The sequence below is a fragment of the Nioella sp. genome, assembly GCF_964229645.1.
Classification (GTDB): Bacteria; Pseudomonadota; Alphaproteobacteria; order Rhodobacterales; family Rhodobacteraceae; genus Nioella.
Genome location: NZ_CAXREX010000030.1, coordinates 20,976 through 46,931, shown reverse-complemented (window position 1 = coordinate 46,931; position 25,956 = coordinate 20,976). Strand labels below are relative to the sequence as shown.

Here is a 25,956-nt window from a genome sequence, read left to right as displayed (position 1 = left end):
ATCTACCAGTGTGACTGGAGTTCAGACGTGTGCTCTTCCGATCTCTCGATATCCGAGCTCTTCTGGCTGTGGTTGAGGCGCTTGTAGTGGTTGTGCACCACGACCGAGAGCACACGCTTGGCCATCGCCTGGCCGATCACGTAATCGTCCAGCACGTTGCAGATGTCCTGCGGGGTCGGAACCCCGTCAGAGCTTTTCAGCCCCGTCGACTTGGTTTCCTCGCGGATGATGTCCATGCAGAGTTCGACGCATTCGTCGCAGATGAAGACGGTCGGTCCGGCGATGAGTTTACGCACCTCATGCTGGCTCTTGCCGCAGAAGCTGCAGTAAAGCGTGTTCTTGGAATCGCCGCCGGATGAATTCGCCATATCGTCCTACCTAAACAGGTTTTCGCGCTGCGCCGGGGGGCTGACCCCTGTGTCCCGGCCCTGTCGCCCTAAGCCTAGAGCAGCCCTACCTGCTCCACAATGTCAAAATGCACGGCAAATTTCACCCTGCGGTTAACGCCCGCGCGGCCCGTTTTGGCGGCACGCGGGCGCGGTTTGCTTAGCTTTCGGTCGCCGCGCGGTTGGCGACGATCTCGTCGATCAGGCCCCAGTCCTTGGCCTGTTCGGCATCCATGAAATTGTCGCGCTCCAGCGCGTCAACCACGGTTTCAAGCTTCTGGCCGGTGTGCTTGACATAGATTTCGTTCAGCCGGTTCTTGAGCTTCTGGGTTTCCTGGGCGTGGATCATGATGTCGGTCGCCTGGCCCTGGTAGCCGCCCGAGGGCTGGTGCACCATGATGCGGCTGTTGGGCAGCGAGAAGCGCATGCCCGGTTCGCCCGCCGTCAGCAAGAGCGAGCCCATCGAGGCCGCCTGCCCCACCACGAGGGTCGAGACCTTGGGCTTGATGTATTGCATCGTGTCGTAGATCGACAGGCCGCTGGTCACCACGCCGCCGGGGCTGTTGATGTACATGCTGATTTCCTTGGACGGGTTTTCCGCCTCAAGGTGCAGCAGCTGCGCCACGATGAGCGAGCTCATCCCGTCATGCACGGGGCCGGACAGGAAGATGATCCGCTCCTTCAGCAGGCGCGAGAAGATGTCATAGGCGCGCTCGCCCCGGCTGGTCTGTTCGACCACCATCGGAACCAGCGTGTTCATGTAAACGTCATAGGGATCTTTCATCGGGCCTGCCTCGGGTAAGGATACATGCGTTGTCGACGGGATGTTATGGCCGCCCTAGGGGGGCTGCAAGGGGGGCACGGGGCAGAAATATGCCCCCACGGGCGCAATTCAATCCCGGCGCGGGCGGCTCAGCGTCCGGCCAGCCACATCGTCAGGCCCCACCTGGGGTTCAGCAACACGCTTTCACAGGGGTCCTGGCCCTCGGGCACGGGCAGTGCGGTCGCGTCGGGGTTGCCCTCCGGATCGGTCAGGTCGCGCACCCCGTCCTGGAAGGGCAACAGCCGGCAGGCGGTCTGGAACAGGTCGCCCGATAGCGGCTGGATCGCCCAGACCCGGCGCTCGCCATTGCTGTCCCAGGACACGACGTGATTGCCCGAAGGCGTGAAATCGGCCCCCAGGAAGGGCACCAGCGCATCGCGCGAATGGCCAAAGGTATAAAGCAGCAGCCCGGTCTGCGTGTCCCAGACCCGGACCTGCCCGTCATCGGCCCCGGTCGCCAGCAGCCTTTCGTCCGGGCTCAGCGCCATGGCCGTCACCAGCCCTTCATGCACCAGCCGGTCGTCGTAGAAGGGCGGCGCGTCGTCGGTGGTGTGGGCCAGCGCTAGCACGTTTTCCTGGTTGGGCAGGATCGAGATGCGCAGGCCCGTCGCAAGAAGCTGCATGGACGACGCGTTTTCGCCCGCTCGGGTGGTGGAAATCACCGCATCGGTCATTTCGTCGGGGATATCGGCGGCCAGCAGGCCCGTAGACACGTCGAACAACCGCATCACCCCGTCCGTGTCATGGGTCATCACCGCGTCTCCGCGTGGCGAGAAGCGGACCGCGCGCACCGGGCTGCGGTGGCCCAGAAGCGTCATCAGCGACTTGCCGGTCAGCACGTCGTGGATACGGGCACGCTTGTCCGAGGCCCCCACGGCCAGCCGCAACCCGTCTGGTGAGAGACCGAGGCTCAGGATCTCGACCCCGTCGAGATAGAGCGCCGAAGGCGGCAGGATCGCGTCGAAGGTGGTCAGGTCCCACACCGCCGCGACATTGCCCGTGGCCGCCGCAACCGTGGTGCCGTCATCCGACACATCCATCGCGATGATCGGTCCCGGCACCTCCAGCGTGCGCATCAGGCCCGCCGGGCGGCCATCGAGCGCGGGCAAGAGATCCATCACCCGCAGGATGCTGCCCGAGGCTACGATCAGCCGGGCGCTGCCGGACACGAAGGCCAGCGCGCTCACATCGGCGCCGAGCTCGATCGCCTCGCGCAGTTCGCGCCCGGAAGCCAGCGAGTGAAAGTGCAGCCGGTTGCCCTCGGTCGCCACGACCAGCGTATCGCCCTCGGGCGACAGAGCCGCCGACAGGACACGCCCCTCGCCCTGGTAGGGCAGGCCCACCACCTCGCCACGGCGCGGGTTCCAGACGGTGACGCGCCTGTCGCGGATCAGCAAGAAGCGCCCCTGGTCATACAGAACCATCGGCGCAACGTCGGCGGCGGGCATGGACAGTTCACCCTCGATCGGCTCGCCCGTGACCGGGTCGAACACCGCGCCGCTTCCGTCGGCGGCAATCGTGACCACGTGGCCCGAGCCGGGGAGGAAATCGACGAAATGGGCGGGGGCATCGGGTAACGTGACCGCGGCGCGCAGACGCTGGCCCTGGATCGACTGGCCAAGCGTTTCCAGCACTTCCAGCCAGGCGTCGGGCGCGCGGCAGAAGCTGAAGGCCGAAAGCGGCAGGATCGACTGGATCGCCTGCACGGGCTCCAGCGTCTGCGCTTCGCGGGCGCGGCTGCGCAGCTCTTCGCACTGGCCGTTGCTGATCCAGATCACGCTGGCCACGGCGGCCACGCAGGCCGCCAGGGTCGAGGCCACGGCGGTGATGATCTGCACCCATTTTCTCCGGCGCATCCCGGCCTTGAAATATCGCCAGTGATCCCACGGGCGCACCGCGGGGGTGACGTTCGATCCAGCGACGCATGTGGCGCAGTTCCTGTCCTCGCGGCGGCGCCCCGACCCCGCCGAGGAAGCGCGCGGCCTGTTCGCCAAAGCGCGTATGGTCGCGGATCCAGTCGATATCGCGGTCAAGCGCCCCGTCGAGCCGCTCGATCGCCTCGTCCCACGCCCCGTCTTCCCCGTAGAACCGGACGTAGTTGATTTCCTTGATCTCCGAGGGCAGGTCCGCCCCCACGTCCTCGAAGGCGGCAGGCAGGATGCGCTTGTTCAGCTCCAGCGCGAAATGCATCTCCATCCGGCAGGCCGGCGAGGTGATCCAGTTCGGCCCAAGAACCAGCAGCACCACATCCGAGCCTTGGATCATGTCGCGGATACGCTTGGTGATCAGTTCCGTTTCGAGGATGCCTTCGCGGTCGATGAACACCTCGTGATCACGTGCGCGCAGGCTTTCATACAGGAAATCCGCCCGGTCCCTGTCCTTGTGCGAATAGGAGATGAAGATTCTGGAACGGTCTGTCATCTGAGGCCATCAAGCCGCGCGGGCGGGAAAAAATCCAGCCCCGCCAGCCGTGATTCCCGATCCTGGAGGGAAAGACATGCCCACACACAGCAAGCCCAGGCATAACTGCGCGGCATCCAACCCGTGCGACGAAAATTCTTCCCCCCAAAAATCAATGACTTACCTCGTGAGGCCCGGAAAAAGGCACGCATGCTCAAATAAATGTATTTACAACACCAACTGATAGTGTCATACAGACACCACAAGATGACGCCACCCAAGGCTAACACAGGAAAGACCAGCTTAAGACCTTAAACACCAGACCTTTTTCCTCTCTCCCTTTTCTCCTCCCAGACGACGATCCAAGATTTCCCTGTCCCCATCTCTCAGGATCGTCCGGCCGGCCCCTCGCGTCCCAGGGGGCCGGCCAATTTGCTTGACGGGGCGGCTTCTATGTGTGACGGTTACACGATCAACAAGAATGCCCCGGGACGGGACCTTCAATGAAAGGGCCGGGTTCAGGCCGGCTGACGGGCACATGAGCTACACCTACGACTATCCCCATCCGGCGGTCACCGCCGACATCTGCATTTTCTCGATCCGTGAAGGCAAACTGCATGTGCTGCTGATCCAGCGCCTTGTGGAGCCTTACAAGGACAGCTGGGCGATCCCCGGCGGCTTCATCAAGATGGATGAAGACCTCGAAACCGGCGCCCGACGCGAGTTGGAGGAAGAAACCGGTGTCGCCGATGTGCCCCTGGAACAGCTCGGCGCCTATGGCGCCCCCGACCGCGACCCGCGCGAACGGGTGATAACCGTGGCCTTCATGGCGCTCGTGCCATCGGACCAGATGGTCCTCGCGGCCTCCACCGATGCTGCCGATGCGCGCTGGTTCGACATGGACGACCTGCCCGCGCTGGCCTTCGATCACGCGACGATCCTGGCCGATGCCCGCGCGCGCCTGGCCGACAAGGTCACCAACCGCGTGACCGAAACCGCCCGCGCAGCCTTCCAGTTCCTGCCGCAGAAATTCACCCTCGCCCAGGCCCAGGCCGTGTTCGAGACGCTGCGCGGCGAAGAACTGGACAAGCGCAATTTCCGCAAGTGGATCGCCGCGACCTGGGATCTGGTGGATCTCAAGGAAAAGACCTCGGGCGGCCGCCATCGGCCCGCCGCGCTCTATTCCGTCGATTTCTGATCGCCACCCCCCCAAAAAGACGGGCCCCGGCGAGGACAGCCGGGGCCAAATTGCGCGTGGGCCGGGAGAGAGGAGCCCCGCGAAGAATTGGGTGAAACCCGATTCTGATGTTCATGTTAAGCAAATCATCCAGTGCCCCACTCTGACATAGATCAAAGTAACGGGCGGATATTTCGCTACACGGTGTGCGCAGAAAAGGAATATTCCACATGCGTCTGACCGTTCGAACCAATATCGCGATGCGTGCGCTCATGACCTGCGCCGTCAATCCCGACAAGATCGTCCGCAAGGCCGAGATCGCCGAAGCGACCGGCGCGTCCGAGGCGCATCTGGGCGTCGTCATCAACCAGCTGGCGCAAACCGGGTTCATCGAAACGATCCGGGGCCGTCATGGTGGCATCCGGCTCAAGCTTGCGCCCGAGCTGATCAGCGTGGGCCGGGTCTTTCGGACCTTCGAGGCGAACACGCCCTTCACCGAATGCTTCTCGGCGCGGGACAATCACTGCCCCATCGCCCCGGTCTGCAAGCTGCGCACCTCGATCGACGATGCGCTGGACGCATTCTATTCCTCGCTCGACAAGGTCACGCTGGCCGATCTGACCTGTGACAATGCCGGGCTGGCGCGTCTGCTGGCGGTCAAACCCGCCACCTGCTGATCAGGCGGCGGTCTCGGCCCCCTGCCCGACGACGGGCCCCAGCTCCATCATCGCGGCGTATTGCGACAGGAAAACCTTGCCGGTCAGCTCGTCGAGCAAGTGGGCCCTCTTGAGGCGGTCCATCACCGGGCCCTTCACCTCCGAGAGGTGCAGCGCAATGCCCATGGAGGCGAGCCGGTGGTTGATGGCTTCCAGCGATTCCAGCGCCGACATGTCGACCTCGTTCACCGCCGAGAACATCAGCACCACGTGCTTGATCCCCTTCGACCCCACCACGCGGTCGAGGATGTAATCCTCCAGGTAGCGGGCATTGGCGAAATAGAGGCTCTCGTCGATGCGCAGCGTGACCATCGCGGGATGGGTCAGCACCTCGTAGCGGCGGATGTTGCGGAAATGCTCGGACCCGTCCTGCATCAGGCCGACCTCGGCGATATGCGGGCGCGAGGTCTTGTAGAGATAGAGCGCGATGGACAGCATCACGCCCGCCGACACGCCCAGTTCGACGCCCGCCAGAAGGGTCAGCAGGATCGTGGCGGCAACGGCGGTGAAATCGGCCTTCGAATAGCCCCAGGTCTTCTTCAGGATCGAGAAGTCGACAAGGCTCAGCACCGCCACGATGATCGTGGCCGCGAGGGTGGCCTTGGGCAGGAAGAAGATCAGCGGGGTCAGCGCCAGCGCAGCAATCGCCAGGCCCACGGCGGTATAGGCCCCCGCAGCTGGCGTTTCGGCGCCCGCGTCATAGTTCACGACGGAACGCGAGAAGCCGCCGGTCACCGGGAAGCCGCCGGTGAACGCCGCGCCGATATTGGCGGCACCTAGCCCGATCAGTTCCTGGTCGGGGTCGATGCGCTGGCGCTTCTTGGCCGCCAGCGTCTGCGCGACCGAGATCGATTCCACGAAACCGATGACCGAGATCAGCAGCGCGGGCACCGCCAGCGCACGGATCAGGTCGAGATTGAGCGACGGCAGGGTCAGGGGCGGCAGGCTCTGCGGCACCTCACCCACGATCGACACGCCCAGGTCATTGAGCCCGAACAGCCAGACGACGCCGGTCGTGACGACGACGGCAGCCACCGGGCCCGCCTTGGCGGCGATATCGGACATCCCCGCCGACAGGCCCATCTTGCGCAGCGCAGGCTTCAGCCCCTTGCGCACCCAGAACAGGAAGGCGGTGGCCGCAACGCCGATGACCAGCGTGTAGGGGTTTGTCTCGGGCAGGTGGTGCCAAAGCGATTCCACCAGTTCCAGCAGGTTGTGACCCTCGGCGCGCACGCCGAGGATGTGCTTGAGCTGGCTGGCGGCAATGATCACGCCCGAGGCTGTGATGAAGCCCGCGATGACGGGATGCGAGAGGAAATTGGCCAGGAAGCCGAGCCGGAAGACGCCCATGGCCAGCAGGATCGCGCCCGAAAGCCCGGCCAGCGTCAGGGCGGCGATGGCATAGCCCGCGGTGCCTGCCTCGGCGATCTGGCCGATGGAGGCCGCGGTCATCAGCGACACCACCGCGACCGGCCCCACAGCGAGCGCGCGCGAGGTCCCGAAGATCGCGTAAAGGATGATCGGCGCGATCGAGGCATAAAGCCCCATCTCGGGCGGAAGCCCCGCAAGCAGCGCATAGGCCAGCGATTGCGGGATCAGCATGATGGTGACGATCACCGCGGCGATCAGGTCATTGGACAGTGCCTGCCGGTCATAGCGGCGGCCCCAGTCAAGGATAGGCAGGTAACGGGCGAGCATGGCTCACACCTTTCTCGGCAATAGGTCAGGTAGGATCGCGGCGCGCAGCGCCGCGATCCGGTCGCGCCCCTGCGGGGCGCGATCCTCAGGGTGTCAGGCGGTCAGCGAACGGTGACCTTCTCGGGCTTCACCATCCACTCGCGGCCGCGCAGCATGGCCTTCCAGTAGACCGGCGGCAGCAGCTTTTCCTTCAGAAGCCACGACAGGCTCGACGGCTTGGTGCCGTCGATCAGCCATTTCGGGAAGGACGGCAGCAGCGTGCCGCCATAGCCGAACTCGGCCAGGACGATCTTGCCGCGCTCCACGGTCAGCGGGCAGGACCCGTAGCCGTTATAGAGCGAGGTGGGCGAGCGTCCGTCGATGTCGTCGGCCACGTTCTGCGCCACCACGGCCGCCTGCATGCGCGCCGCCGATGCCGTCGTGGCATTGGGGGCGTTCATCACGTCGCCGAGCGACCAGATGTTTTCATAGGTCTTGTGACGCAGGGTGGCCTGGTCCACGTCGACCCAACCGGCGGCATCGGCCAGCGGCGAGACGCGGATGAAATCGGGCGCGGTCTGCGGCGGGCAGACATGCATCATGTCGAACTCGACCGTCACCTCGGTGGGGTCGGTATCGGGCTTTGCGACCTTGAACGTGGCCTTCTTGGCTTCACCATCCACCGCCACGAGGTTGTGGAAGAAGTTGAGCTTGGCCTGGTATTTCTCGACGTATTTCTCCAGCGCCGGGACATAGTCCTTCACGCCGAACAGAACCCCGCCCGCGTTCATGAACTCGATGTCGATATCCTTCAGGCGGCCATTGCGGAACCAGTGGTCGCCGGACAGGTAGAGCGCCTTCTGCGGCGCGCCGGCGCATTTGATCGGCATCGGCGGCTGCGTGAAGATCGCCCGGCCTTCCTTCATCTGCTGGACAAGCTGCCAGGTATAGGGGGCAAGGTCATAGCGGTAGTTCGAGGTCACGCCGTTCTTGCCGAGCGTGTCTACCAGCCCTTCGACCTTGTGCCAGTCGAGCTTGAGCCCCGGGCACACGATCAAGCGCTTGTAGCCCACCACGCGGCAGCCATCGAGCAGGATCGCGTTGTCCTTGGGCTCGAAGGCGGCGACGGCGGACTTGATCCAGTGCACGCCGCGCGGAATGAGGCTGCCCATCGTCTTGGCGGTGTCGGCCGCCTCGAAGATGCCGCCGCCCACCATGGTCCAGCCGGGCTGGTAATAGTGGATGTCGGCCGGGTCGATGATGGCGATCTCGGTATCGGGCTTGCGCGCCTTGAGCGAGGCCGCCGTGGCGATGCCCGCGGCCCCGCCGCCGACGATCACCACGTCATAGGTGGCATCCGCCCGGTCGGTGGGCGTCTTGCCCCCGTTCACGATGCGGCGCACCACGCCCGCCATGTCGTAGCCGGCCGCCTTGGTCGAGGCCAGGATGTCGGCCACGGGCAGCTTTTCGGCCTGGCTGAGCGACCACAGGGTCGCGCAGCGCGTGCCGGTCCGGCAATAGGCGAAGACGGGCTTGGGAAGCTCCTCCATCGCCTTGCCGAACGCCTCCGAGTCCTCGTCCGTGACGCGGCCGGACACGACCGGCAGGTAGCGGAATTCGAGACCCGCGGCCTTGGCCGCCGCTTCGATTTCGTCATGGTTGGGCTGGTCGGCGCCTTCACCGTCCGGCCGGTTGCAGATTACCGACCGGAAGCCCTGGTCCGCGATGCGGCGCATTTCTTCGGCCGAGACCTGCGGGCTGACCGAGATCGAGGCATTGATGGTTTTGATTTCCATGGGTCTGTGTCCTTCCTGACCGCGTGGCTCAGAGCCCGTTGAGCGGGACTTTCAGCATCGGCTTGCCGTCCTTGTCGGTCGGGATTTCGCCCGCGCGCATGTTCACCTGCAAGGAGGGGATGATCAGCTTGGGCATGTCAAGCTGCGCATCGCGCTCGGTGCGGAACTTGACGAACTCCTCCTTCGTCTTGCCGCCGCCCACGTGGATGTTGTGCGCCTTTTCCTCGCCCACGGTGGTTTCCCACTGGATGTCGCGACCGTTGGGGCCGTAGTCGTGGCACATGAAGAGCCGCATGTCGTCGGGCAGCGCCAGGACCTTCTGGATCGAGTCGTACAGCGTGCCCGCGTCACCGCCGGGGAAGTCGGCCCGGGCCGAGCCGCCATCGGGCATGAACAGGGTGTCGCCCACGAATGCGGCATTGCCCATCACGTGCACCATGCAGGCCGGGGTGTGGCCGGGGGTGTAGATCGCCACGGCTTCCATGTTGCCGATCTTATAAGTGTCGCCATCGACGAAGAGCTTGTCGAACTGGCTGCCGTCGCGCTGGAACTCGGTGCCTTCGTTGAAGACCTTGCCGAAGGTGTCCTGCACGACCATGATCTTGTCGCCGACGCCGATCTTGCCGCCAAGGCGTTCCTGGATATAGGGCGCGGCAGACAGGTGGTCGGCATGGACATGGGTCTCGATGATCCATTCCAGTTTCAGGCCGTTCTTCTCGATGAAGGCGATCAGCTCGTCGGCATGTTCGTAGGTGATGCGGCCGGCGGCGTAGTCGATATCCATGACCGAGTCGACGATGGCACAGCTGGTCGAGCTCGGATCCTTCACGATGTAGCTGATCGTGTTGGTGGCCGGGTCGAAGAAGGCGTGGACTTCGGGTTTGATGTCCATGTTCACGGGATAGTCAGACATAGGTATATCCTCCAGGGATCAGATGTTTGGGGAGCCAGGCGTCAGGCCTGGGTCGGCGCCGTGGGACGCCGGAAGTGCATCATGGCCCGCGCCGCGAAGATGCCCGCGACAAGGGCGACAGTGAAGAGAACGACCTCGATCCGGCCGGTGCCGAGCGCGGGCAGAGCCCCGCCCGGGCAAAAGCCCGCGATGCCCCAGCCGATGCCGAACACGGCAGATCCGCCCAGGAGCTTGAGATCGATGACGTTGGAGCCGGGCAGCAGGAACTGCCGATCGAAGAGCGGCATGGGGCGCTTCAGCACGAAGCGGTAGCCCAGGAAGGTCACCACGACGGCCCCGCCCATCACGAAGATTAGGCTCGGGTCCCATGTTCCCGCCACGTCGAAGAAATTCAGCACCTTGGCGGGGTTGGCCATGCCGGAGATGGAGATCCCGAGGCCGAAGACGATCCCGATGATATAGGCAACGATGATACGCATTGGCTCAGGCTCCGATCACGTGGCGAAGGACGAAGACGGTCAGTCCGGTGAAGACCATGAAGGTGGCAACAGCCGAGATTGACCGCGGCGACAGGCGCGCCATGCCGCAGACGCCGTGGCCCGAGGTGCAGCCCGACCCGAAGGTCACGCCGATCCCGACGATGAAGCCGCCAACGATCAGCATGGGGGTCGAGACCGGCACCTCAACGGCGGGCATCTGCCCCATGAGGATGAAGTAGGCCAGCGGACCGGTGACCATGCCCAAAAGGATGGCGGCACGCCAGTAGAAGTCTTCACGCGAGGCGGGGCTGAAGAAGCCCGCCAGGATGCCGGTGGCGCCCATGATGCGACCGAGCGTCAGCATCAAAAGCACCGAGGCCGTGCCAATGAGGACACCGCCGATGGTGCTGGCCAGAGGTGTGAATTCGGTTTCCATGTCGTCCTGTTCTCCTTCGGGCCTTCGGGCGAATCGCGCATCCACCCCTTGTTTTGCAGGCCCTGTTGGCTGTTTCCTGTGAACTTCACGTATGAAGCTTGATGTCTGTCTACAACGCAGGCTGCCCCGCTTCAGTGACGATGTCACCAAAGCGGATTGGCAAACCAACAGGTGGATGGAAGACCGTCTAGGCCGCTTCCGACTGCGCCAGTTTCGCGATGCTGCCAGGGTCGGTCAGCTCGATCGCCCCGCGCGACTGCTTGATCCAGTCGCGGCGCTGGAACTCCGACAACTGGCGCGAGATCACTTCGCGCGCGGTGCCCAGTTCCGCGGCCATCTGCTGATGCGTGGCCTTGACGGTGTCGCCCTGCTTGAGGTCGAGCAGCTTCTGCGCCAGCCGGATATCCATGCGCTGGAACGCGATCTCCTCGATCACGTGGAAAAGGTCGGTGATCCGCCGCGAATAGGCCGAGAAGACGAAATTGCGAAACTCCTTGGACTGCGCGATGAGGTCGTCGAAGACCACGCGCGGCACCATCGCCGCCCGGATCGCCGTTTCCGCCACCCCTTCTGCGCTGTAATCCTCGTAGGCCAGAAGGCAGGCCGTGGTCAGCACGCAGCTTTCACCCGCCTGCACCCGGTAGAGCACGATCTCGCGCCCGTTCTCGGCCAGCTGCTGCACCCGCACCGTGCCATCGAGCAGGAACAGAAGGTTCTCGGGCGATTTGCCGGGGCCGAAGATCACCGTGCCCTTGGGCAGGTCGATCACCGTCGAACGGCTTTCGAGAATGCCCCGGATCCGCTCAGGCAGCTTCGAGAGACCCTGGAACCGGGAAATCCAGTCAACGCTCATCGTCGGCATCCTCATAATTGACGTCGCCAAGTCTGCCCGCCGGGGCCGTCGCGTCAAGCCATTCCTCTTTGCTGGCGCCGCCGCCTGATCTTGATCATAGTCAAGGCGGGACCCACGGCGAAACAGATAACGGTGAGCCATGCCCATCTCAAGACGCAGCATAGAGCCCGGGCACGCGGCCTTTGAAACCCGCGCCCTGACCAAGACATACGGCGAGGGCGAGGCGGCGGTGCATGCGCTGCGCGGGGTGGACCTGACCATTCCGGCGGGCGAGTTCGTGGTTCTGCTCGGGCCCTCGGGGTCCGGCAAGTCGACGCTGCTCAACATCATCGGCGGGCTCGACCGCGGCACCGAGGGGCAGGCCTTCTTCGGCGAGGCCGAGCTTTCAGCCATGAGCGACCGGCAACTGACCCAGTATCGGCGCGACCACGTGGGCTTCGTCTTCCAGTTCTACAATCTCATGCCCTCCCTGACCGCCGCCGAGAACGTGGAACTGGTGACCGAGATCGCCCGCGATCCGATGGAACCGGCCGAGGCGCTGTCGCTGGTGGGCCTCAAGGAGCGGCTCCATCACTTTCCCGCGCAGCTCTCGGGCGGCGAACAGCAGCGCGTCGCCATCGCGCGGGCGGTGGCCAAGCGGCCCACGGTGCTTTTGTGCGACGAGCCCACGGGCGCGCTCGATTCCACAACCGGGCGCGAGGTGCTGCGGGTGCTGGCCGATGTGAACGAACAGATGGGCACCACCGTGCTGATCGTGACCCATGCCGCCGCCACCGGGGCCATGGCCGACCGCGTGATCCATTTTTCCGACGGGGCGATCCGCGAAGTGGTGGTCAACACCACCAAGACTCCGCCCGAGGAGATCGACTGGTGAGCCCGCTTGGCCACAAGCTCTGGCGCGACCTGTGGCATATCAAGGGCCAGGCCGCCGCCATCGGCGCGGTCATTGCCGTTGGCGTGCTTCTGCTGGTCATGCAGACCGGTCTGGTGACCTCGCTTCAGGAAACCCGCGACGCCTATTACGACCGCTACCGCATGGCGCAGGTCTTCGCCCCCGCCGCCCGCGCGCCGAACCAGCTGGTTGACCGGCTGGCCGAGATCCCGGGCGTCGCGGCGGCCTATGGGCGGGTGACGGGCAGCGCGCTGATCGACATCGCGGGGCGCGACCTGCCGGTGCAGGCACGCGCCGTCTCGGTTCCCGATTTCGGCCCTCCGCCGATCAATGGCTACCTGCTGGTCGATGGACGCCACCTGGACACCCGGCAGGACTCCGAGATCCTGCTTCTGGAAAGCTTCGCCGCCGCCCACGGGCTGCGCCCCGGCGACAGGCTGTCGGCCACGATGAACGGGGCGCGGCGGCATTTTCGCATCGTCGGTCTCGCGCAAGGCCCCGAGTTTCTCTACGTGACCGCGCCGGGCGAGATCATCCCCGACGCCGCGCGCGTCGGCGTCAGCTGGATGAGCCGCGCGGCACTGTCGGCCGCCTATGACATGGACGGGGCCTTCAACGAGGCGCTTCTGCGCCTTGGGCGCAGCGCCACCGAGGCCGAGGTCCTGGACGCCGTGGACCGGGTGCTCGACCCCTATGGCGGGCTTGGCGCCTATGGTCTGGAAGATCACGGCTCCGACCGCTTCGTGACCGAGGAGATTGCCGGGCTTCGGGCCACCTCCCGCTCGGTGCCGCCCATCTTCCTCGCGGTGGCGGCCTTCCTGCTTTACATCGTCATGACCCGCATCATCCAGTCCGAGCGCGAGGAGATCGGGCTGATGAAGGCCTTCGGCTATACCGACCGCGAGGTGGCCACCCATTACCTGATGATGGTGCTGGTGATCGCGGGCGGCGGTGCGGTGCTGGGGGCCGCGCTCGGGGTGCTGGCGGGGCGGCTCCAGGTCGAGATCTACCTGGAATTCTACAAGTTCCCCTTCCTCGTCTTCCGCGTCGATCCCGCGGCCATCATCGCGGGGATCGGGCTGTCGATTGCCATCGCCTCGGCGGGCGGTCTCATGGTCATGGGCCGGGTTTTCCGGCTGACGCCCGCCGCCGCCATGCGCCCCCCTGCCCCGGCCGATTACTCGCGCACCGGCCGCCTCGCCGCCGGGATCGCGCATGTGCTGGACCAGCCCTCGCGCATGGTGCTGCGCCGGATCACGCGCCAGCCGGTGCGCATGGCCGGCAGCACCGTGGGCATCGCCTGCGGCATGGGCCTGTCGGTCGCCATGATCTCGCTCATGGCCAGTTTCGACGGCACGATCGAGCACAGTTTCTCGGTCGCCGACCGTTCCGATTTGAACGTCACCTTCACCCATGCCGTGGGCGAGAGCGCCATTTTCGCGCTGCGCCGGATGGAGGGCGTGATCGAGGTCGAGCCGATCCGCCATGTGCCGGTGGTGTTCCGAAACGGGCTGAACGACTACCAGGGCGCGCTGACGGGCCTGGTGCCCGCGCCCCGGCTCTTCCGCGCGCTCGACCGCGACGACCGCGAGATTGCCCCGCGCGAAGATGGCGTGATCCTGGGCGCGGCGCTGGCGCGCATTCTCGATATCGCACCCGGCGACATGCTCTCGGTCGAAATGCGCCAAGGCCGGCAAGAGATGCTGGACCTACCCGTCGTGGGCATCGCCGAAACCCGCATGGGTGCGCCGGCCTACATGGAACTGGCCGCGATGAACCGCGCCATAGGCGAGCCGGGCCGCGTGTCGGGGGCCTATCTGCGCATCGACCCCGAGGTTGCCGCCCCGCTCTACCAGCGTCTCAACGACATGCCCGCCATCGCGGGCGTCACGCTCAAGTCCGACAGCCGCGAGGCCTTCCAGCGGATCATGGATACCGGCGCGGGCGCGGTGCGCTACGTCATGGCGGTGATCGCGGGCGTGATCACCTTCGGCGTGGTCTACAACGCCGCCCGCATCGCCTATGCGGAACGCGCCCGCGACCTGGCCAGCCTGCGCGTCGTGGGCTTCACCCGCGCCGAGGTCAGCTTCGTCCTGTTGGGGGAACTGGTGGTGGTCACCTTGGCCGCGATCCCCATCGGCAGCGGCTTCGGCTTCGGCTTGGCCTGGGCGGTGAGCGAGGCGTTTTCCAACGACATCTACCAGGTCTCCGCCTATCCCGACCCGGCCTCGATCGGTTCTGCCGCCGTCGCGGTGCTGGCCGCCGCCGCCTTTTCGGGCTGGGTTGTCAAACGCCAGATCGACAAGGCCGACCTTGTCCTGGCCCTGAAAACGAGGGAGTAATCAGCCATGGCCCGCAGACGTTCCAGACTGCCCCTGACGATCGGCGCGATGGTGATCGTGGCCGGGGCGCTTACGGCCGCCTTCTGGCCGCAGCCAGTGCTGGTGGACCTTGGCAGCGTGGCGCGCGGCCCGATGATGGTGACCATCGACGAAGAGGGCCGCACGCTGGTGCGCGACGCCTACGTGGTCTCGACCCCGGTGGCCGGGCGGTTGCTGCGGGTCGAGGTGGAACCGGGCGACCCGGTCACGCGCGGGCAGACCCAGGTCGCGGTGATGGAGCCGCTGAACCCCGCCGCGCTCGACATCTCGTCGCGCGAACAGGCGCGCGCCGCCGTGGCCGCCGCCGAAGCGGCGCTGCGCGTGGCCCAAGCCGACCGCAACGCGGCCCTGGCCGAACAGGATCTTGCGCGCACCGACCTTGAACGCACCGCGCAGCTGGCCGAAAGCGGCACCGTCAGCCAGGCCGCGCTCGACCGGGCCGAACGCGCCGCGCGCGCCGCCGATGCCACCGTCGATACCGCCGAGGCCGCCATCGCCATGCGCGAGGCCGACCTTCAAATCGCCCAGGCCCGGCTGATCAGCTTCGACGACCAGGGGCTTTGGGGGGCGATCGCCAGCACCGACCACGCCATTCCCCTGACCGCGCCCGCCGATGGCACCATCCTGCGGGTGATCCAGCAAAGCGAAACCACCCTGCCCGCCGGCACGCCGATCATGGAAATCGGCGACATCGCGGGCGACCTGGCCGTCACCGTGGCCCTGCTGTCGACCGATGCCGTGCAGGTCAGCCCCGGCGACCGCGTGATCATCGAGAACTGGGGCCAGCCCCGGCCGCTCGCGGGCACCGTGACCCGGGTCGATCCCTTCGGCACCACCCAGTTTTCCGCCCTCGGCGTCGAGGAACAGCGCGTCAACGTGCGCATCGACTTCACCTCTGCGCGCGAAGAACACGAGGGGCTCGGCCACGGCTTCCGAGTCGAAACCCGCATCGTGGTCTGGGAAGCGGAGGCGGCACTGATCGTGCCCTCGGCCGCGCTCTTCCGCCACCAGGGCGGATGGGCCGTCTTTGCCGTGACCGATGGCACCGCATCCATTCACCCGGTCGAACTGGGCCATAACAACGGAATCGAGGCCGAGGTGCTGGACGGGCTGGCCGAGGGCGACAGCGTCATCCTCTACCCCTCTGCCGCGATCACCGAGGGTCTCTCGGTCGCCCCGCGCGTGGTCAACTGACCTCCGGCTTGCCCCCTTCGCGGTTTCCCGCTTAGCTGCGCCGAGCATCGCAACCGCCAAGGCAGGTCATGAGTTACCGTATCCATATCGGTCCGAACATCCGCAAATCCCCCTATTTCGCGGCCACCGTGGCCGAGGGGGTGCAAAGCTTCTCGGTCTACAACCACATGTATATTCCGGGCAATTTCGGTGATCCGCAGGCCGAGTATGACCGGCTCCTGAACGGGGTGGCGATGTGGGACGTGGCCGCGCAGCGTCAGGTCCAGCTTTTTGGCCCCGATGCGGGCCGGCTGGCACAGCTTCTGACCCCGCGCAATCTCGACGGCACCAGGGTGGGCCAGGGCCGCTACGTGCCGCTTTGCGACCATCAGGGCTACCTGATCAACGACCCGGTGCTGCTGAAACTGGCCGAGGACCGGTTCTGGCTCTCGATCGCCGACAGCGACGTGCAGCTCTGGGCCGCGGGGATCGCGGCCGAGCGGGGCCTGCATGTTGAGGTCAGCGAACCCGATGTCTCGCCCCTTGCAATCCAGGGGCCGCTCGCCGTCGAAGTGACCGCCGCGCTCTTTGGCGACTGGATCAGGGACCTGCGCTATTTCTGGTTCCGCGAGACCGAGCTTGACGGCATCCCCTTGGTCCTCGCCCGCTCGGGCTGGTCCAAGCAGGGGGGATATGAACTCTACCTGATGGACAGCGCGCGAGGTGACGCGCTCTGGGCGAAGGTCAGGGCCGCGGGTCAGCCCTACGGCATCGGCCCCGGCGCGCCCAATGACGTGGAGCGGCTGGAAAGCGGGCTTATTTCCTACGGCGCCGACATGCGCCGCCAGACCCATCCCGTGACGCCCTTCGAAATGGGTTTCGGGGCCATGATCGACCTTGAAACGGGCCACGATTTCATCGGGCGCGACGCGCTTGTGCGCCTTGCTGCCGAAGGTCCCCGCCGCCAGCGCATCGGCATCGAGGTCGATGGTGCCCCGGTAACGGGCAACGAACACCCCCTGGATCTCTTCCACCAGGGCCGTCCGGTCGGCTTCATCAGCGAAATCGCCCATTCCCGGCGTTTTGGCAAAACCCTCGGCCTGGGGATCGCCGAGATGGGGCTCGGCCCGGATAGCACCGGGCTCTCGCTGCACCTGCCTGACGGGGACCGCAGCGTCCGAATCGTGCCCCTGCCCTTCAGCGCCTGAAGCGCGCGAAGGTTTCCCGCGCGGCGGGCCCGTCGCAATCCTCGGCAAAGAGCGCGCTGGCGCGGGCATCCATCGCCTCGGCCCGCGCGGCCATATCGGGTCCGAAGAAGCCCTTCACCTTGCGCGCGGCGCTTTCGGGCAGCAGGGCAATGCGCTTGGCCGCTCCTTTGGCGGAGTCCAGCGCCTTTTCATCCCAGCTCAGCTGGTCCGCCACCCCGGCCTTCACCGCATCCTCGCCGGACAATTCCTCGATGCCCAAGACGATCAGCTGCGCCCGCGCCGGACCAACCCGCGCCAGCAGAGGGGCCATGCCCCAGGGTGGGAAGAACCCCTTGGGCACCTCCGGCATCGACCATCTGGCCAAACACCCGGTCACCACCAGATCGCAAGCCGTGGCCAGAACGAAGCCACCGCCCAGGGCGTGGCCCTCCACCGCCGCAATTACCGGCACGGGATGGGCCGAAATCGCCCGCACCGCAGCCGCGGTCGCCGCCTCATGCGCCACGCGCCCGTCCAGGTCCAGCGCTGCAAGTTCCCTCAGATCGCTGCCCGCGCAAAAGCCTTTCCCGGCTCCGGTCAGAATGACCGCACGGCAGGTATCATCCTCGGCCAAAGCGGCCAGGTGAGTCTGCAGGTCCAGGGCGGTCTGCGTGCCCAGAACATTGCGGCGCGCAGGTTTGTTGAGTGTCAAAATCGCATAGGTATCAAATGTTTCGCAAAGAATCCTGGTCATCAAATCTCCTTCATATCTATTTCGCCAGATCGGGTTTCGTCCGCGAAAAGCGCGGCGCAGGGGCTGGTTCTACCACGTTTTCGCGCCGAATGAACGCGTGACGCGCCAGCGCGTGGGGATGCTCATGCGCTTCCCACACGGGCAGGACCGGGGCGAAACAGGCGTCCGTGCCTTCCAGCAGCGCGCACCACTCGGCTTGCGGGCGCGTGGCAAATCGCACGGCCAACTCGGCTTTCAGTTCGGGCCAGCTTTCGCGGTCCATGTGCCGTTCCAGCCAGCTTTCGGGCAGGTCCATCTTCTCGACCAGCACTTTCATGAAGGGCAGTTCGATCGCGCCGACGCTGACGAATTTTCCGTCCGCGCAGGCATAGCAGCCGTAGAAATGCGCGCCGCCGTCAAGGAAATTGGCCCCCCGCTCCTGCGCCCACCAGCCCGAGGCCATCAGCGAATGGAAGAAGGTCATCATCAGCGAAGCCCCGTCCACCATCGCCGCATCCACCACCTGCCCCCTGCCCGAGCGCTGTGCCTCCCACAGCGCGGCCATCATGCCGAAGGCCAGGAACATCGCCCCGCCGCCGTAATCGCCCACAAGGTTGAGGGGCACCGGCGGCGGCGCGTCGGGCGCACCCATCGGGTGCAGGGCCCCCGCCAGCGCGATGTAGTTGAGGTCATGGCCCGCCGCCTGTGCCAGCGGCCCCTCCTGCCCCCATCCGGTCATGCGGCCATAGACCAGCCGGGGATTGATCTGCCAGCAGTCCTCGGGCCCAAGCCCGAGCCGTTCCATCACGCCGGGTCGGTTGCCCTCGATCAGCGCATCTGCCGTGGCCAGGTGATCGAGCACCGCCGCCCGCCCCGCGCGCGTCTTGAGGTCAAGCTCCACCCGTGTCTTGCCGCGCCAGCTGATGTCACGGGGCAGCACGATCGACGCGCCGCCGGGCCGGTCCACCGCGATCACCTCGGCCCCCATGTCAGCCAGCAGCATTCCCGCGAAGGGCCCGGGGCCGAGCCCCACCATTTCCACCACCTTCAATCCCGCGAGCGGGCCGCCGCCTGTCGTCATGCCTGGTCTCCCTTTGCCCGCCAGCATGGCGGCGGGGCGGGTGGGGTCAAGCGGTCAATCGGTCCCGGTAACGGCGGCGCGGCGGTCGGTGCTGGGGGTTACGCCGAACTGGCGCAGGTAGGTCTTGGAAAAACTGCCCGAGGTGAAGCCGAAATCATGGGCGATCTCCTGCATCGGGCGGCGGCCCTGGCGCACTTCGATCCGCGCCGCTTCCAGCCGCATTTCGCGGTAGATCGGCCCCGGCGTGTCGCCCAGTTCCCGTTCGAAGAGCCGCTCCAGCTGGCGCTGTGACAGGCCAAGCGACAGGGCCAGCGCCGCGATCGAAACCGGGCGAAAGAGGTTCGCGCGCATGATCTCCAGCCCCGCCACCACGGTCTTGTGCCGGGTGGAATAGCGCTCATCCAGCGGCAGAAGCTGCGACCGCGCGGCCTCGGCCCCGGTATCGGCGGCTGCAAGCGGCGCTGTGTCGGGCGCACTGGCGCGGTCGATCGCAAGGTCGTAGCGGATCAGTGCCGCGACATGGGCAGCACGGGCCGTGGCCACGCGCGGGGTCCAGACGAAGGGCGCATCGGTCATCGCGGGTTTGCGCCGCATCTCGTCCAGCGCCGCCGCCGTGACCGGGTTCACCGACAGCACCGTTTCAGGGGGCAAGGCCAGCTGCGCCAGCAGCCAGGCCCCTGCGCCCACGCCCCAGATCCGCCCCTGCTGGCGCAGGGTGCGCCGCAGCACCGCCAGCGCCGCTTCGCGGGTGGCCTCGTCAAGCTCCAGCCCCGAGAACACCACCGTTGCATCGCCCGGCTCCACCGGCGGAACGGGGCCGGCATGGGCCACGTGCACGCCGCTGTCACCCGGCACCGGGGCGGCACCGAGCGCGGTGGTCTGAAAGTCCACCCCGGCCTCGGTCAGCGCCGTCGAGGCCGCGCCAAGGGCCGCCAGATCGAAGCCCGGAAGCAGCAGGAACCGGTAGGGCAGTCGCGTGGTCATGGGCGCGAGCCTAGCGGCAACCGGCCACGCGGCATAGGGCCGAGATGCGCCCCAAGGCGACCCGGGGTGTTTCGCGCACGGCACGTCAGCGCGCCACGTGCCTCTTGCCTCGACGCAAGATCCCCCGCCCCTTGCACCCGGACCCGATCCGGGGTCTTCTGGCGCGCAGGCACAGACCCGTGAGGAACCCCATGCAGACCGTCTTCGTCCAGATCCGTTGCAAGCCCGGCACCGCTTATGACGTGGCCTTCCAGATCGTGCTGAAGGAAATCCATGCCGAGCTCTACTCGACCTCGGGCGAATACGACCTGATGGTGAAGCTCATCATTCCGGCGGGCGAAGATATCGGGCGCTACATCAACGACAACCTGCTCGACGTGCCGGGGATCGAGCGCACGCTGACCACGCTGACCTTCAAGGCCTTCTAGGCAGCCGCCCCCTCGAACCAGTCCAGAAGCGCTCCGACCTCGGGGGAAACGGCTTCGGCCAGTTCGCCCGCATAAGCCTCGAAGGCGGGCCGGTTCAGCGCATTCAGCCCCACGATCACCGGCACACCCTCCGACAGCGCCGCGCCGATCACCTCGCGAAAGCCCCGGCCCTCGGCCTCCTGCTTGCCGAACTTGTTGACCACCAGCAGCCCGGTATCGCCCGCCAGCCGTCCGCCCACCAGCCCAACGGCCCGCTCCAGCGCCTCGGGGTCCAGCCGGCAGCCGCGCGATCCGGGGCCAAGGTCCTGGCTGATGCGCAGCACCGGACCGTCGGGCAGCACCTGCACATCCATGTCGCAAGGCTTCGCGGGGCCGCAATCGGTGTTGGTCTGCACAACGCCCGCGACCGCGACACCGCGCGCCATCAGCGCCTCGGCGAAGCGCTTGAGCACAAGGTCCACGTCCCCGCGCCCCGGCGACATCACGTATCCGATCTTCATGCTGTTCGTCCCGCCCCCGGCTTTCCGCCTTCCAGATGCGCCCCGGTGCGCGTCACGTCAAGGTTGTCCAGCTCGCCCTGCGACAGCCGGTAGATCAACCCGTGCACGGAAACCGCCATGCCCCGCGCCCAGGCCTTGCGCAGAACCGGGGTCTCGCACAGCCGATCGACCATCTCGACCACCGAAATCTCGGCCAGCTTGTCGTTGCGCGCCGGGCCCTCGGGCAGCGCCGACAGCACCTCTTCGTTGCGCCGCGCCAACCGCCGGATCGTTTCCAGCCAGTGATCGGCCACCCCCTCCAGCGGTCCGCGCATCGCCGCCGCGATCCCGCCACAGCCGGTATGGCCGCAGACGATGATCTCGCGGATGCCAAGCTCGTTCACGCCGAATTCCAGCGCGCTGAGCAGGTTCACATCCGTCGAATGCACCAGGTTGGCCACGTTGCGATGGGCGAAGATCTCGCCGGGGCCGAGCCCGCCCACCACGTTTTCCGGCACCCGGCTGTCGGAGCAGCCGATCCAGAGATAGGTGGGCTCCTGCCCCTTCGACAATTGCTCGAAATAGCCGGGGTCCTCGGCCCGGCGCATGGCCGCCCAGACCGCGTTTCGCTCCAGAAGCTTGTGCAGCATGTGTCCCCGTCCCTGTCGTTGCGCCCGTCTTTCCCTAACGTCATGGAAGCGGGCAAGACCCGCCCCGGTCAACCCCGTAGCGCCGCAATTGCATGCAAGCCCCTGACGCTTACGCCGCTTTTTCGGGCAATATCAGCCCGGACAACGGCAGACCCCTACTGGCGCAGGGCCGTCGCTTGCATCCCGCCCCCATGCATTTGCCAATTGATTAAGCTGAAAACCATCTCATAGTGATCTAATGGCAAGCACGCGCAAAACTTTCGATGAAATGCTGGACGCCGCCGACCGGCCGCGACCGCCCTATGCCGCCTATCACGACTGGTTCAGCGGCGAGAACCTCAAGGACCTGCGCCGCAAATCGGCAGAGGCCGAGGCCTTCTTTCGCCGGATCGGCATCACCTTCAACGTCTATGGCCAGAAGGAAGCGGACGAGCGGCTCATTCCCTTCGACATCGTGCCGCGCATCATCTCGGCGCGCGAATGGGCGACGCTGGAACGGGGCATCGAGCAGCGGGTGCGCGCGATCAACGCCTTCCTGCACGACATCTACCACCGCCAGGAAATCATCCGCGCGGGCCGCATCCCGCAGGAGATCATCTCGAAGAACTCGGCCTTCCTGCCGGAAATGGTGGGCGTGAACCCTCCGGGCGGCGTCTATACCCATATCGTCGGGACCGACCTAGTGCGCACGGGCGAAAACGAATTCTTCGTGCTGGAGGACAATGCGCGCACGCCCTCGGGCGTCAGCTACATGCTGGAAAACCGCGAAACCATGCTCCAGATGTTCCCCGAGCTTTTCAGCCAGCTGAAGGTGCGCCCGGTCAGCGCCTACCCCCAGCTTCTGCGCCGCTCGCTGGCCGACTGCGCGCCCGAGGGAACCGTGGGCAAGCCCACCGTCGCCGTGCTGACCCCGGGCATCCACAACTCGGCCTATTTCGAACATGCCTTCCTGGCCGACCAGATGGGCGCGGAACTGGTGGAAAGCCATGACCTGCGGGTCGAAAACGGCCGCGTGGCCATGCGCACCACCGAAGGCTATCACCCGATCGACGTGCTCTACCGGCGGGTCGATGACGAGTATCTCGATCCGCTGACCTTCAACCCAGAAAGCCTGCTTGGCGTGCCCGGCATCATGGATGTCTACCGCGCGGGCGGCATCACCATCGCCAATGCCCCCGGCACCGGCATCGCCGATGACAAGGCGCTCTATTCCTACATGCCCGATATCGTCGAGTTCTACACCGGCGAGCGGGCGATCCTGCAAAACGTGCCCACCTGGCGCTGCTCGGAGGAGGACTCGCTCAACTACGTGCTCGATCACCTGTCCGAACTCGTGGTCAAGGAGGTGCACGGCTCGGGCGGTTATGGCATGCTGGTGGGGCCGGCCGCCTCGAAAAAGGAGATCGCGGCGTTTGAGAAAAAGCTGCGCGCCCGCCCCTCGAACTACATCGCGCAACCCACGCTGGCGCTGTCCACCGTGCCGATCCTGACCAAGGCGGGGCTTGCGCCGCGCCACGTGGACCTGCGCCCCTTCGTGCTGGTTTCGCCCAACAAGATCGAGATCACGCCCGGCGGGCTGACCCGCGTCGCGCTCAAGAAGGGCTCGCTGGTGGTCAATTCCAGCCAGGGCGGCGGCACCAAAGACACCTGGGTTCTGGGGGACTGAGCCGATGATGCTGGGAAAAACCGCAGGCGGCCTCTTCTGGATGTTCCGTTATCTCGAACGGGCCGAAAACACCGCACGTCTTCTGGAGGCGGGCTGGCGCATCGCGCTGACGCGCAGCGACGACGATTCCAACGAATGGCAATCGGTCGTCACCACCGCGGGCATCGACCATGCCTACAGCCTCAAGCACGACAGCTTCGAGGCCGCGCCGGTCATCAACTTCCTGCTGCGCGACCGCGACAACCCCTCCTCGGTGCTCAACTCCATCGAGGCCACGCGCTCGAATGCGCGGCTTGTGCGAACGGCACTGTCCTCGGAAGTGTGGGAGGCGGTGAACGAATGCTGGATGGCGTTGAAGGAGGCGCTCGCCCGCCCGGTCTCGGAACGCAACCTGCATGACCTGCTGGCCACCATCCGCTATCGCACCTCGGTCGTGCGCGGGGCGCTGCACGGCACCATGCTGCGCAACGACATCTTCGCCTTCTCGCGGCTTGGCACCTTCCTGGAACGGGCCGACAACACCGCCCGCATCCTCGACGTGAAATATTACGTGCTCTTGCCCTCGGCCTCTTTCGTGGGCAGCCGGATCGACAACGTGCAATGGGAGGTGATCCTGCGCTCGGTCTCGGCCGAAACCAGCTACCGCTGGCTCAATGGCGGAGAGACCAGCCCCCAGGGCATCGCCGATTTCCTGATCCTCGACCGCCGCATGCCCCGGTCGCTGGCCTTCTGCTATGCCAAGATCGGCGAGAACCTGGGCCACCTGGCGCGCGACTACGGCACCCGCCACCCCAGCCACGACCTGGCCGACCAGACCTGCGCACGGCTCGACGGGGCCACGATCGAGGATGTCTTCGACGAGGGCCTGCACGAATTCCTCAGCGCCTCGATCACCGACACCGCCGAGCTTGCCCAGCGCATCGAAACCGACTTCCGCTTCTACCAATAGGCCTGCCCATGCGCCTCTCGATCCGGCATGTGACCACCTACACCTACGACCAGCCGGTGCATTATGCGCTGCAACAGCTGCGTCTGATCCCGCGCTCAGGCCACGGGCAGACGGTGCTCGACTGGCGCTCGACCATCACCGGCGGCACCAAGCAGGTCAGTTTCGACGACCAGTTCGTCAACCACACCGAACTGGTGCGGGTCGATCCCGGCGCAACCCGGATCGAGATCGTCAGCGAAGGCACCGTCGAGGTCGAGGACCGCCACGGCATCATCGGCACCCACAAGGGCTTTGCGCCGCTTTGGCTGTTCGAGGCCCCCACCCAGATGACCACCCCCGGCCCGGCCCTGCGGGCCCTGGCGCGGCAGGTGAAGGCCGAACATGGCGAGGAAGACACGCTGGCGCAGCTGCACGCTTTGTCGGCGCAGATCCTGTCGCAGGTGCGCTACGAACCGGGCCGCACCGACAGCGACACCCCCGCCGAGACGGCCCTGGTCGCAGGCCACGGCGTCTGCCAGGACCATGCCCAGATCATGATCGCGGCCGCGCGCCTGCTGGGGCATCCCGCGCGCTACATCTCGGGCTACCTGATGATGAACGACCGGGTGGACCAGGACGCCAGCCACGCCTGGTGCGAGGTCTGGACCGAGACCCTCGGATGGGTGGGCTTCGACGTGTCGAATGGCATCTCGCCCGATGCCCGATACGTGCGCGTGGCCACCGGGCGCTGTTACCGCGACGCGGCCCCGATCATGGGCATTCGCCAGGGGCCGGGGGACGAGCATCTTCAAGTCAGCTTGCAAGTTCAGCAATAGGCTGCTTTCTAGGCGCCAGAATCGAGAAAGGCTTGGCCGTGACCTATTGCGTGGGACTGAAGCTGGACAAGGGGCTGGTGTTCATGTCGGACACACGCACCAATTCGGGCATCGACAACATCTCGACCTTCCGCAAGATGTTCATCTTCGAGGAACCGGGCGAACGCTGCATCACCATCATGACGGCGGGCAACCTGGCCACCACGCAGGCCGTGGTCAGCCTGCTGGAAGAACGCGGCAAGGCCCCCGATGACCGCAATCCGGGCATCTTCCGGGCCAGGTCGATGTTCCAGGTCGCCACGCTGATCGGCAACACGCTGAAAGAGGTCATCGCCACCCACGCCGACAGCGGCCAGCAGGCCGACGCCATGTTCTCGGCCACCATCATCGTGGGCGGGCAGATCGGCGACGGCGAGGCGCGCCTGTTCATGATCTACCCCGAAGGCAACTTCATCGAGGCCAGCGAGGACACGCCCTTCTTCCAGATCGGTGAAACCAAGTATGGCCGCCCGATCCTGGTGCGCGCCTTCGAGCCGGAGATGAGCTTCGAGGACGCGATCAAGCTTCTGCTCGTGTCCTTCGATTCCACCATCAAGGCCAACCTTTCGGTCAGCCTGCCGCTCGACCTGCACGCCTACACCACCGGCAGCCTCGCGCGCGGCAAGGTGATGCGGGTCCAGGCCGACAATGCCTATTTCGATGAGATCTCGACCGGCTGGGGCGTGGCGCTGAAGAACGCCTTCCGCGAGCTGCCGGACTTCACCTTCCCCGACGCCTGAAACGCCGTTTCGTCTGCACGGGGGGTGTACGGGGGGTGTACAGGGGGTGCACGCCCGGCGCCCCCCTGTTTTTTTGTCCGGACGTCCCTTGACCTTCCATTGA

The 25,956-nt window shown here is 66.0% G+C and carries 24 protein-coding genes and 2 pseudogenes; 11 read left to right on the top strand and 15 right to left on the bottom strand.

Translation table 11 applies throughout. The annotated features are described in order from the left end of the window. Nucleotides 1–29: 29 nt before the first annotated feature. The 4 genes and pseudogenes from ACEQXV_RS02345 to ACEQXV_RS02330 form a co-directional block, all read right to left on the bottom strand. Nucleotides 30–368, bottom strand: a pseudogene (locus ACEQXV_RS02345) (ClpX C4-type zinc finger protein); the annotation flags it as partial. A gap of 178 nt (nt 369–546) precedes the next feature. Next, complete coding sequence (locus tag ACEQXV_RS02340; RefSeq protein WP_370254731.1) at nt 547–1,170, bottom strand: ATP-dependent Clp protease proteolytic subunit; 624 nt, start codon at nt 1,168–1,170, stop codon at nt 547–549. A gap of 128 nt (nt 1,171–1,298) precedes the next feature. After that, complete coding sequence (locus ACEQXV_RS02335; protein ID WP_372525090.1) at nt 1,299–3,047, bottom strand: WD40 repeat domain-containing protein; 1,749 nt, start codon at nt 3,045–3,047, stop codon at nt 1,299–1,301. A gap of 217 nt (nt 3,048–3,264) precedes the next feature. Further along, a pseudogene (locus tag ACEQXV_RS02330) lies at nt 3,265–3,630 on the bottom strand (toll/interleukin-1 receptor domain-containing protein); the annotation flags it as partial. Between the two features lie 517 nt (nt 3,631–4,147). Between ACEQXV_RS02330 and ACEQXV_RS02325 the strand changes: the two are divergent. Together ACEQXV_RS02325 and ACEQXV_RS02320 are read left to right on the top strand one after the other, a co-directional pair. Then, nucleotides 4,148–4,807 carry an NUDIX domain-containing protein gene (locus tag ACEQXV_RS02325; protein WP_370267705.1) on the top strand — a complete coding sequence of 220 codons (660 nt, stop codon included), beginning with the start codon at nt 4,148–4,150 and terminating at the stop codon, nt 4,805–4,807. Nucleotides 4,808–5,016: 209 nt separating this feature from the next. Continuing rightward, on the top strand, nt 5,017–5,463 hold the full coding sequence (locus ACEQXV_RS02320) for an Rrf2 family transcriptional regulator (protein ID WP_370252507.1): 447 nt from the start codon (nt 5,017–5,019) through the stop codon (nt 5,461–5,463). On the opposite strand, the gene ACEQXV_RS02315 is transcribed toward ACEQXV_RS02320, so the two are convergent. The 6 genes from ACEQXV_RS02315 to ACEQXV_RS02290 all read right to left on the bottom strand — a co-directional run bounded on the left by ACEQXV_RS02315 (nt 5,464) and on the right by ACEQXV_RS02290 (nt 11,656). Continuing rightward, nucleotides 5,464–7,200: a SulP family inorganic anion transporter gene (locus tag ACEQXV_RS02315; protein WP_370267703.1), complete on the bottom strand. Its 1,737-nt coding sequence runs from the start codon at nt 7,198–7,200 to the stop codon at nt 5,464–5,466. Nucleotides 7,201–7,301: 101 nt separating this feature from the next. Further along, entirely contained in the window at nt 7,302–8,975 is a 1,674-nt protein-coding gene (locus ACEQXV_RS02310) for a TIGR01244 family sulfur transferase (RefSeq protein WP_370267701.1), read from the bottom strand. A gap of 28 nt (nt 8,976–9,003) precedes the next feature. Further along, nucleotides 9,004–9,888 (bottom strand): MBL fold metallo-hydrolase, encoded by an 885-nt coding sequence (locus ACEQXV_RS02305; RefSeq protein WP_370267700.1) that lies wholly within the window; start codon nt 9,886–9,888, stop codon nt 9,004–9,006. Nucleotides 9,889–9,929: 41 nt separating this feature from the next. Next, nucleotides 9,930–10,367, bottom strand: a complete 438-nt coding sequence (locus ACEQXV_RS02300; protein WP_370253944.1) for a DUF6691 family protein — start codon at nt 10,365–10,367, stop codon at nt 9,930–9,932. A 4-nt stretch (nt 10,368–10,371) separates the two neighbouring features. After that, complete coding sequence (locus ACEQXV_RS02295; RefSeq protein ID WP_370253942.1) at nt 10,372–10,803, bottom strand: YeeE/YedE family protein; 432 nt, start codon at nt 10,801–10,803, stop codon at nt 10,372–10,374. A 187-nt stretch (nt 10,804–10,990) separates the two neighbouring features. Continuing rightward, a complete protein-coding gene (locus tag ACEQXV_RS02290; RefSeq protein ID WP_370253941.1) occupies nt 10,991–11,656 on the bottom strand; it encodes a Crp/Fnr family transcriptional regulator in 666 nt (221 codons plus the stop codon). A gap of 139 nt (nt 11,657–11,795) precedes the next feature. Here ACEQXV_RS02290 and ACEQXV_RS02285 point away from each other — a divergent pair, with 139 nt between their 5' ends. From ACEQXV_RS02285 to ACEQXV_RS02270, 4 genes are all read left to right on the top strand, one after another. After that, nucleotides 11,796–12,530 carry an ABC transporter ATP-binding protein gene (locus ACEQXV_RS02285; protein WP_370253940.1) on the top strand — a complete coding sequence of 245 codons (735 nt, stop codon included), beginning with the start codon at nt 11,796–11,798 and terminating at the stop codon, nt 12,528–12,530. Continuing rightward, entirely contained in the window at nt 12,527–14,890 is a 2,364-nt protein-coding gene (locus ACEQXV_RS02280) for an FtsX-like permease family protein (RefSeq protein ID WP_370267699.1), read from the top strand. The genes ACEQXV_RS02285 and ACEQXV_RS02280 overlap by 4 nt, the downstream gene beginning before the upstream one ends. A gap of 6 nt (nt 14,891–14,896) precedes the next feature. Continuing rightward, on the top strand, nt 14,897–16,123 hold the full coding sequence (locus ACEQXV_RS02275; RefSeq protein ID WP_370267697.1) for an efflux RND transporter periplasmic adaptor subunit: 1,227 nt from the start codon (nt 14,897–14,899) through the stop codon (nt 16,121–16,123). Nucleotides 16,124–16,191: 68 nt separating this feature from the next. Beyond that, on the top strand, nt 16,192–17,310 hold the full coding sequence (locus ACEQXV_RS02270; protein WP_370267696.1) for a glycine cleavage T C-terminal barrel domain-containing protein: 1,119 nt from the start codon (nt 16,192–16,194) through the stop codon (nt 17,308–17,310). Here ACEQXV_RS02270 and ACEQXV_RS02265 read toward each other — a convergent pair. Genes ACEQXV_RS02265 through ACEQXV_RS02255 form a run of 3 tightly spaced genes read right to left on the bottom strand, consistent with a single transcriptional unit; the run spans nt 17,300 to nt 20,087 of the window. Further along, nucleotides 17,300–18,043, bottom strand: coding sequence for an enoyl-CoA hydratase/isomerase family protein (locus ACEQXV_RS02265; RefSeq protein WP_370267695.1), 744 nt, complete (start codon nt 18,041–18,043; stop codon nt 17,300–17,302). The two genes, ACEQXV_RS02270 and ACEQXV_RS02265, sit on opposite strands and share 11 nt — an antisense overlap. 16 nt (nt 18,044–18,059) lie before the next feature. Beyond that, a complete protein-coding gene (locus tag ACEQXV_RS02260; protein WP_370267693.1) occupies nt 18,060–19,103 on the bottom strand; it encodes a CaiB/BaiF CoA transferase family protein in 1,044 nt (347 codons plus the stop codon). Nucleotides 19,104–19,157: 54 nt separating this feature from the next. Next, the gene (locus ACEQXV_RS02255) at nt 19,158–20,087 is read right to left on the bottom strand and encodes a helix-turn-helix domain-containing protein (protein WP_370253932.1); all 930 of its coding nucleotides are present in this window, start codon (nt 20,085–20,087) and stop codon (nt 19,158–19,160) included. Nucleotides 20,088–20,278: 191 nt separating this feature from the next. Here ACEQXV_RS02255 and ACEQXV_RS02250 point away from each other — a divergent pair, with 191 nt between their 5' ends. Next, entirely contained in the window at nt 20,279–20,515 is a 237-nt protein-coding gene (locus tag ACEQXV_RS02250) for an Lrp/AsnC ligand binding domain-containing protein (protein WP_370253930.1), read from the top strand. Here the strand turns inward: ACEQXV_RS02250 and ACEQXV_RS02245 are convergent. Together ACEQXV_RS02245 and ACEQXV_RS02240 are read right to left on the bottom strand one after the other, a co-directional pair. Further along, the gene (locus ACEQXV_RS02245) at nt 20,512–21,015 is read right to left on the bottom strand and encodes a DUF2478 domain-containing protein (RefSeq protein WP_370267692.1); all 504 of its coding nucleotides are present in this window, start codon (nt 21,013–21,015) and stop codon (nt 20,512–20,514) included. The two genes, ACEQXV_RS02250 and ACEQXV_RS02245, sit on opposite strands and share 4 nt — an antisense overlap. Next, on the bottom strand, nt 21,012–21,644 hold the full coding sequence (locus tag ACEQXV_RS02240; protein ID WP_370253928.1) for a carbonic anhydrase: 633 nt from the start codon (nt 21,642–21,644) through the stop codon (nt 21,012–21,014). The genes ACEQXV_RS02245 and ACEQXV_RS02240 overlap by 4 nt, the downstream gene beginning before the upstream one ends. A gap of 238 nt (nt 21,645–21,882) precedes the next feature. On the opposite strand from ACEQXV_RS02240, the gene ACEQXV_RS02235 reads away from it, so the two are divergent. Genes ACEQXV_RS02235 through ACEQXV_RS02220 form a run of 4 tightly spaced genes read left to right on the top strand, consistent with a single transcriptional unit; the run spans nt 21,883 to nt 25,853 of the window. Further along, entirely contained in the window at nt 21,883–23,310 is a 1,428-nt protein-coding gene (locus ACEQXV_RS02235; protein ID WP_372525083.1) for a circularly permuted type 2 ATP-grasp protein, read from the top strand. Nucleotides 23,311–23,317: 7 nt separating this feature from the next. Next, nucleotides 23,318–24,259, top strand: a complete 942-nt coding sequence (locus ACEQXV_RS02230) for an alpha-E domain-containing protein (protein ID WP_370253949.1) — start codon at nt 23,318–23,320, stop codon at nt 24,257–24,259. 8 nt (nt 24,260–24,267) lie between these two features. Continuing rightward, nucleotides 24,268–25,074, top strand: coding sequence for a transglutaminase domain-containing protein (locus ACEQXV_RS02225; protein ID WP_370267689.1), 807 nt, complete (start codon nt 24,268–24,270; stop codon nt 25,072–25,074). Between the two features lie 38 nt (nt 25,075–25,112). Then, nucleotides 25,113–25,853 (top strand): peptidase, encoded by a 741-nt coding sequence (locus tag ACEQXV_RS02220; protein WP_370253948.1) that lies wholly within the window; start codon nt 25,113–25,115, stop codon nt 25,851–25,853. The last annotated feature ends 103 nt before the right edge of the window (nt 25,854–25,956 follow it).

Excerpts from the sequence above, each read along its gene's own strand:
- ACEQXV_RS02340 (WP_370254731.1), bottom strand. The coding sequence starts at position 1,170 with ATGAAAGATCCCTATGACGTTTACATGAACACGCTGGTTCCGATGGTG.
- ACEQXV_RS02325 (WP_370267705.1), top strand. The coding sequence starts at position 4,148 with ATGAGCTACACCTACGACTATCCCCATCCGGCGGTCACCGCCGACATC.
- ACEQXV_RS02320 (WP_370252507.1), top strand. The coding sequence starts at position 5,017 with ATGCGTCTGACCGTTCGAACCAATATCGCGATGCGTGCGCTCATGACC.
- ACEQXV_RS02315 (WP_370267703.1), bottom strand. The coding sequence starts at position 7,200 with ATGCTCGCCCGTTACCTGCCTATCCTTGACTGGGGCCGCCGCTATGAC.
- ACEQXV_RS02310 (WP_370267701.1), bottom strand. The coding sequence starts at position 8,975 with ATGGAAATCAAAACCATCAATGCCTCGATCTCGGTCAGCCCGCAGGTC.
- ACEQXV_RS02305 (WP_370267700.1), bottom strand. The coding sequence starts at position 9,888 with ATGTCTGACTATCCCGTGAACATGGACATCAAACCCGAAGTCCACGCC.
- ACEQXV_RS02300 (WP_370253944.1), bottom strand. The coding sequence starts at position 10,367 with ATGCGTATCATCGTTGCCTATATCATCGGGATCGTCTTCGGCCTCGGG.
- ACEQXV_RS02295 (WP_370253942.1), bottom strand. The coding sequence starts at position 10,803 with ATGGAAACCGAATTCACACCTCTGGCCAGCACCATCGGCGGTGTCCTC.
- ACEQXV_RS02290 (WP_370253941.1), bottom strand. The coding sequence starts at position 11,656 with ATGAGCGTTGACTGGATTTCCCGGTTCCAGGGTCTCTCGAAGCTGCCT.
- ACEQXV_RS02285 (WP_370253940.1), top strand. The coding sequence starts at position 11,796 with ATGCCCATCTCAAGACGCAGCATAGAGCCCGGGCACGCGGCCTTTGAA.
- ACEQXV_RS02275 (WP_370267697.1), top strand. The coding sequence starts at position 14,897 with ATGGCCCGCAGACGTTCCAGACTGCCCCTGACGATCGGCGCGATGGTG.
- ACEQXV_RS02270 (WP_370267696.1), top strand. The coding sequence starts at position 16,192 with ATGAGTTACCGTATCCATATCGGTCCGAACATCCGCAAATCCCCCTAT.
- ACEQXV_RS02265 (WP_370267695.1), bottom strand. The coding sequence starts at position 18,043 with ATGACCAGGATTCTTTGCGAAACATTTGATACCTATGCGATTTTGACA.
- ACEQXV_RS02260 (WP_370267693.1), bottom strand. The coding sequence starts at position 19,103 with ATGACGACAGGCGGCGGCCCGCTCGCGGGATTGAAGGTGGTGGAAATG.
- ACEQXV_RS02255 (WP_370253932.1), bottom strand. The coding sequence starts at position 20,087 with ATGACCACGCGACTGCCCTACCGGTTCCTGCTGCTTCCGGGCTTCGAT.
- ACEQXV_RS02250 (WP_370253930.1), top strand. The coding sequence starts at position 20,279 with ATGCAGACCGTCTTCGTCCAGATCCGTTGCAAGCCCGGCACCGCTTAT.
- ACEQXV_RS02245 (WP_370267692.1), bottom strand. The coding sequence starts at position 21,015 with ATGAAGATCGGATACGTGATGTCGCCGGGGCGCGGGGACGTGGACCTT.
- ACEQXV_RS02240 (WP_370253928.1), bottom strand. The coding sequence starts at position 21,644 with ATGCTGCACAAGCTTCTGGAGCGAAACGCGGTCTGGGCGGCCATGCGC.
- ACEQXV_RS02235 (WP_372525083.1), top strand. The coding sequence starts at position 21,883 with ATGGCAAGCACGCGCAAAACTTTCGATGAAATGCTGGACGCCGCCGAC.
- ACEQXV_RS02230 (WP_370253949.1), top strand. The coding sequence starts at position 23,318 with ATGCTGGGAAAAACCGCAGGCGGCCTCTTCTGGATGTTCCGTTATCTC.
- ACEQXV_RS02225 (WP_370267689.1), top strand. The coding sequence starts at position 24,268 with ATGCGCCTCTCGATCCGGCATGTGACCACCTACACCTACGACCAGCCG.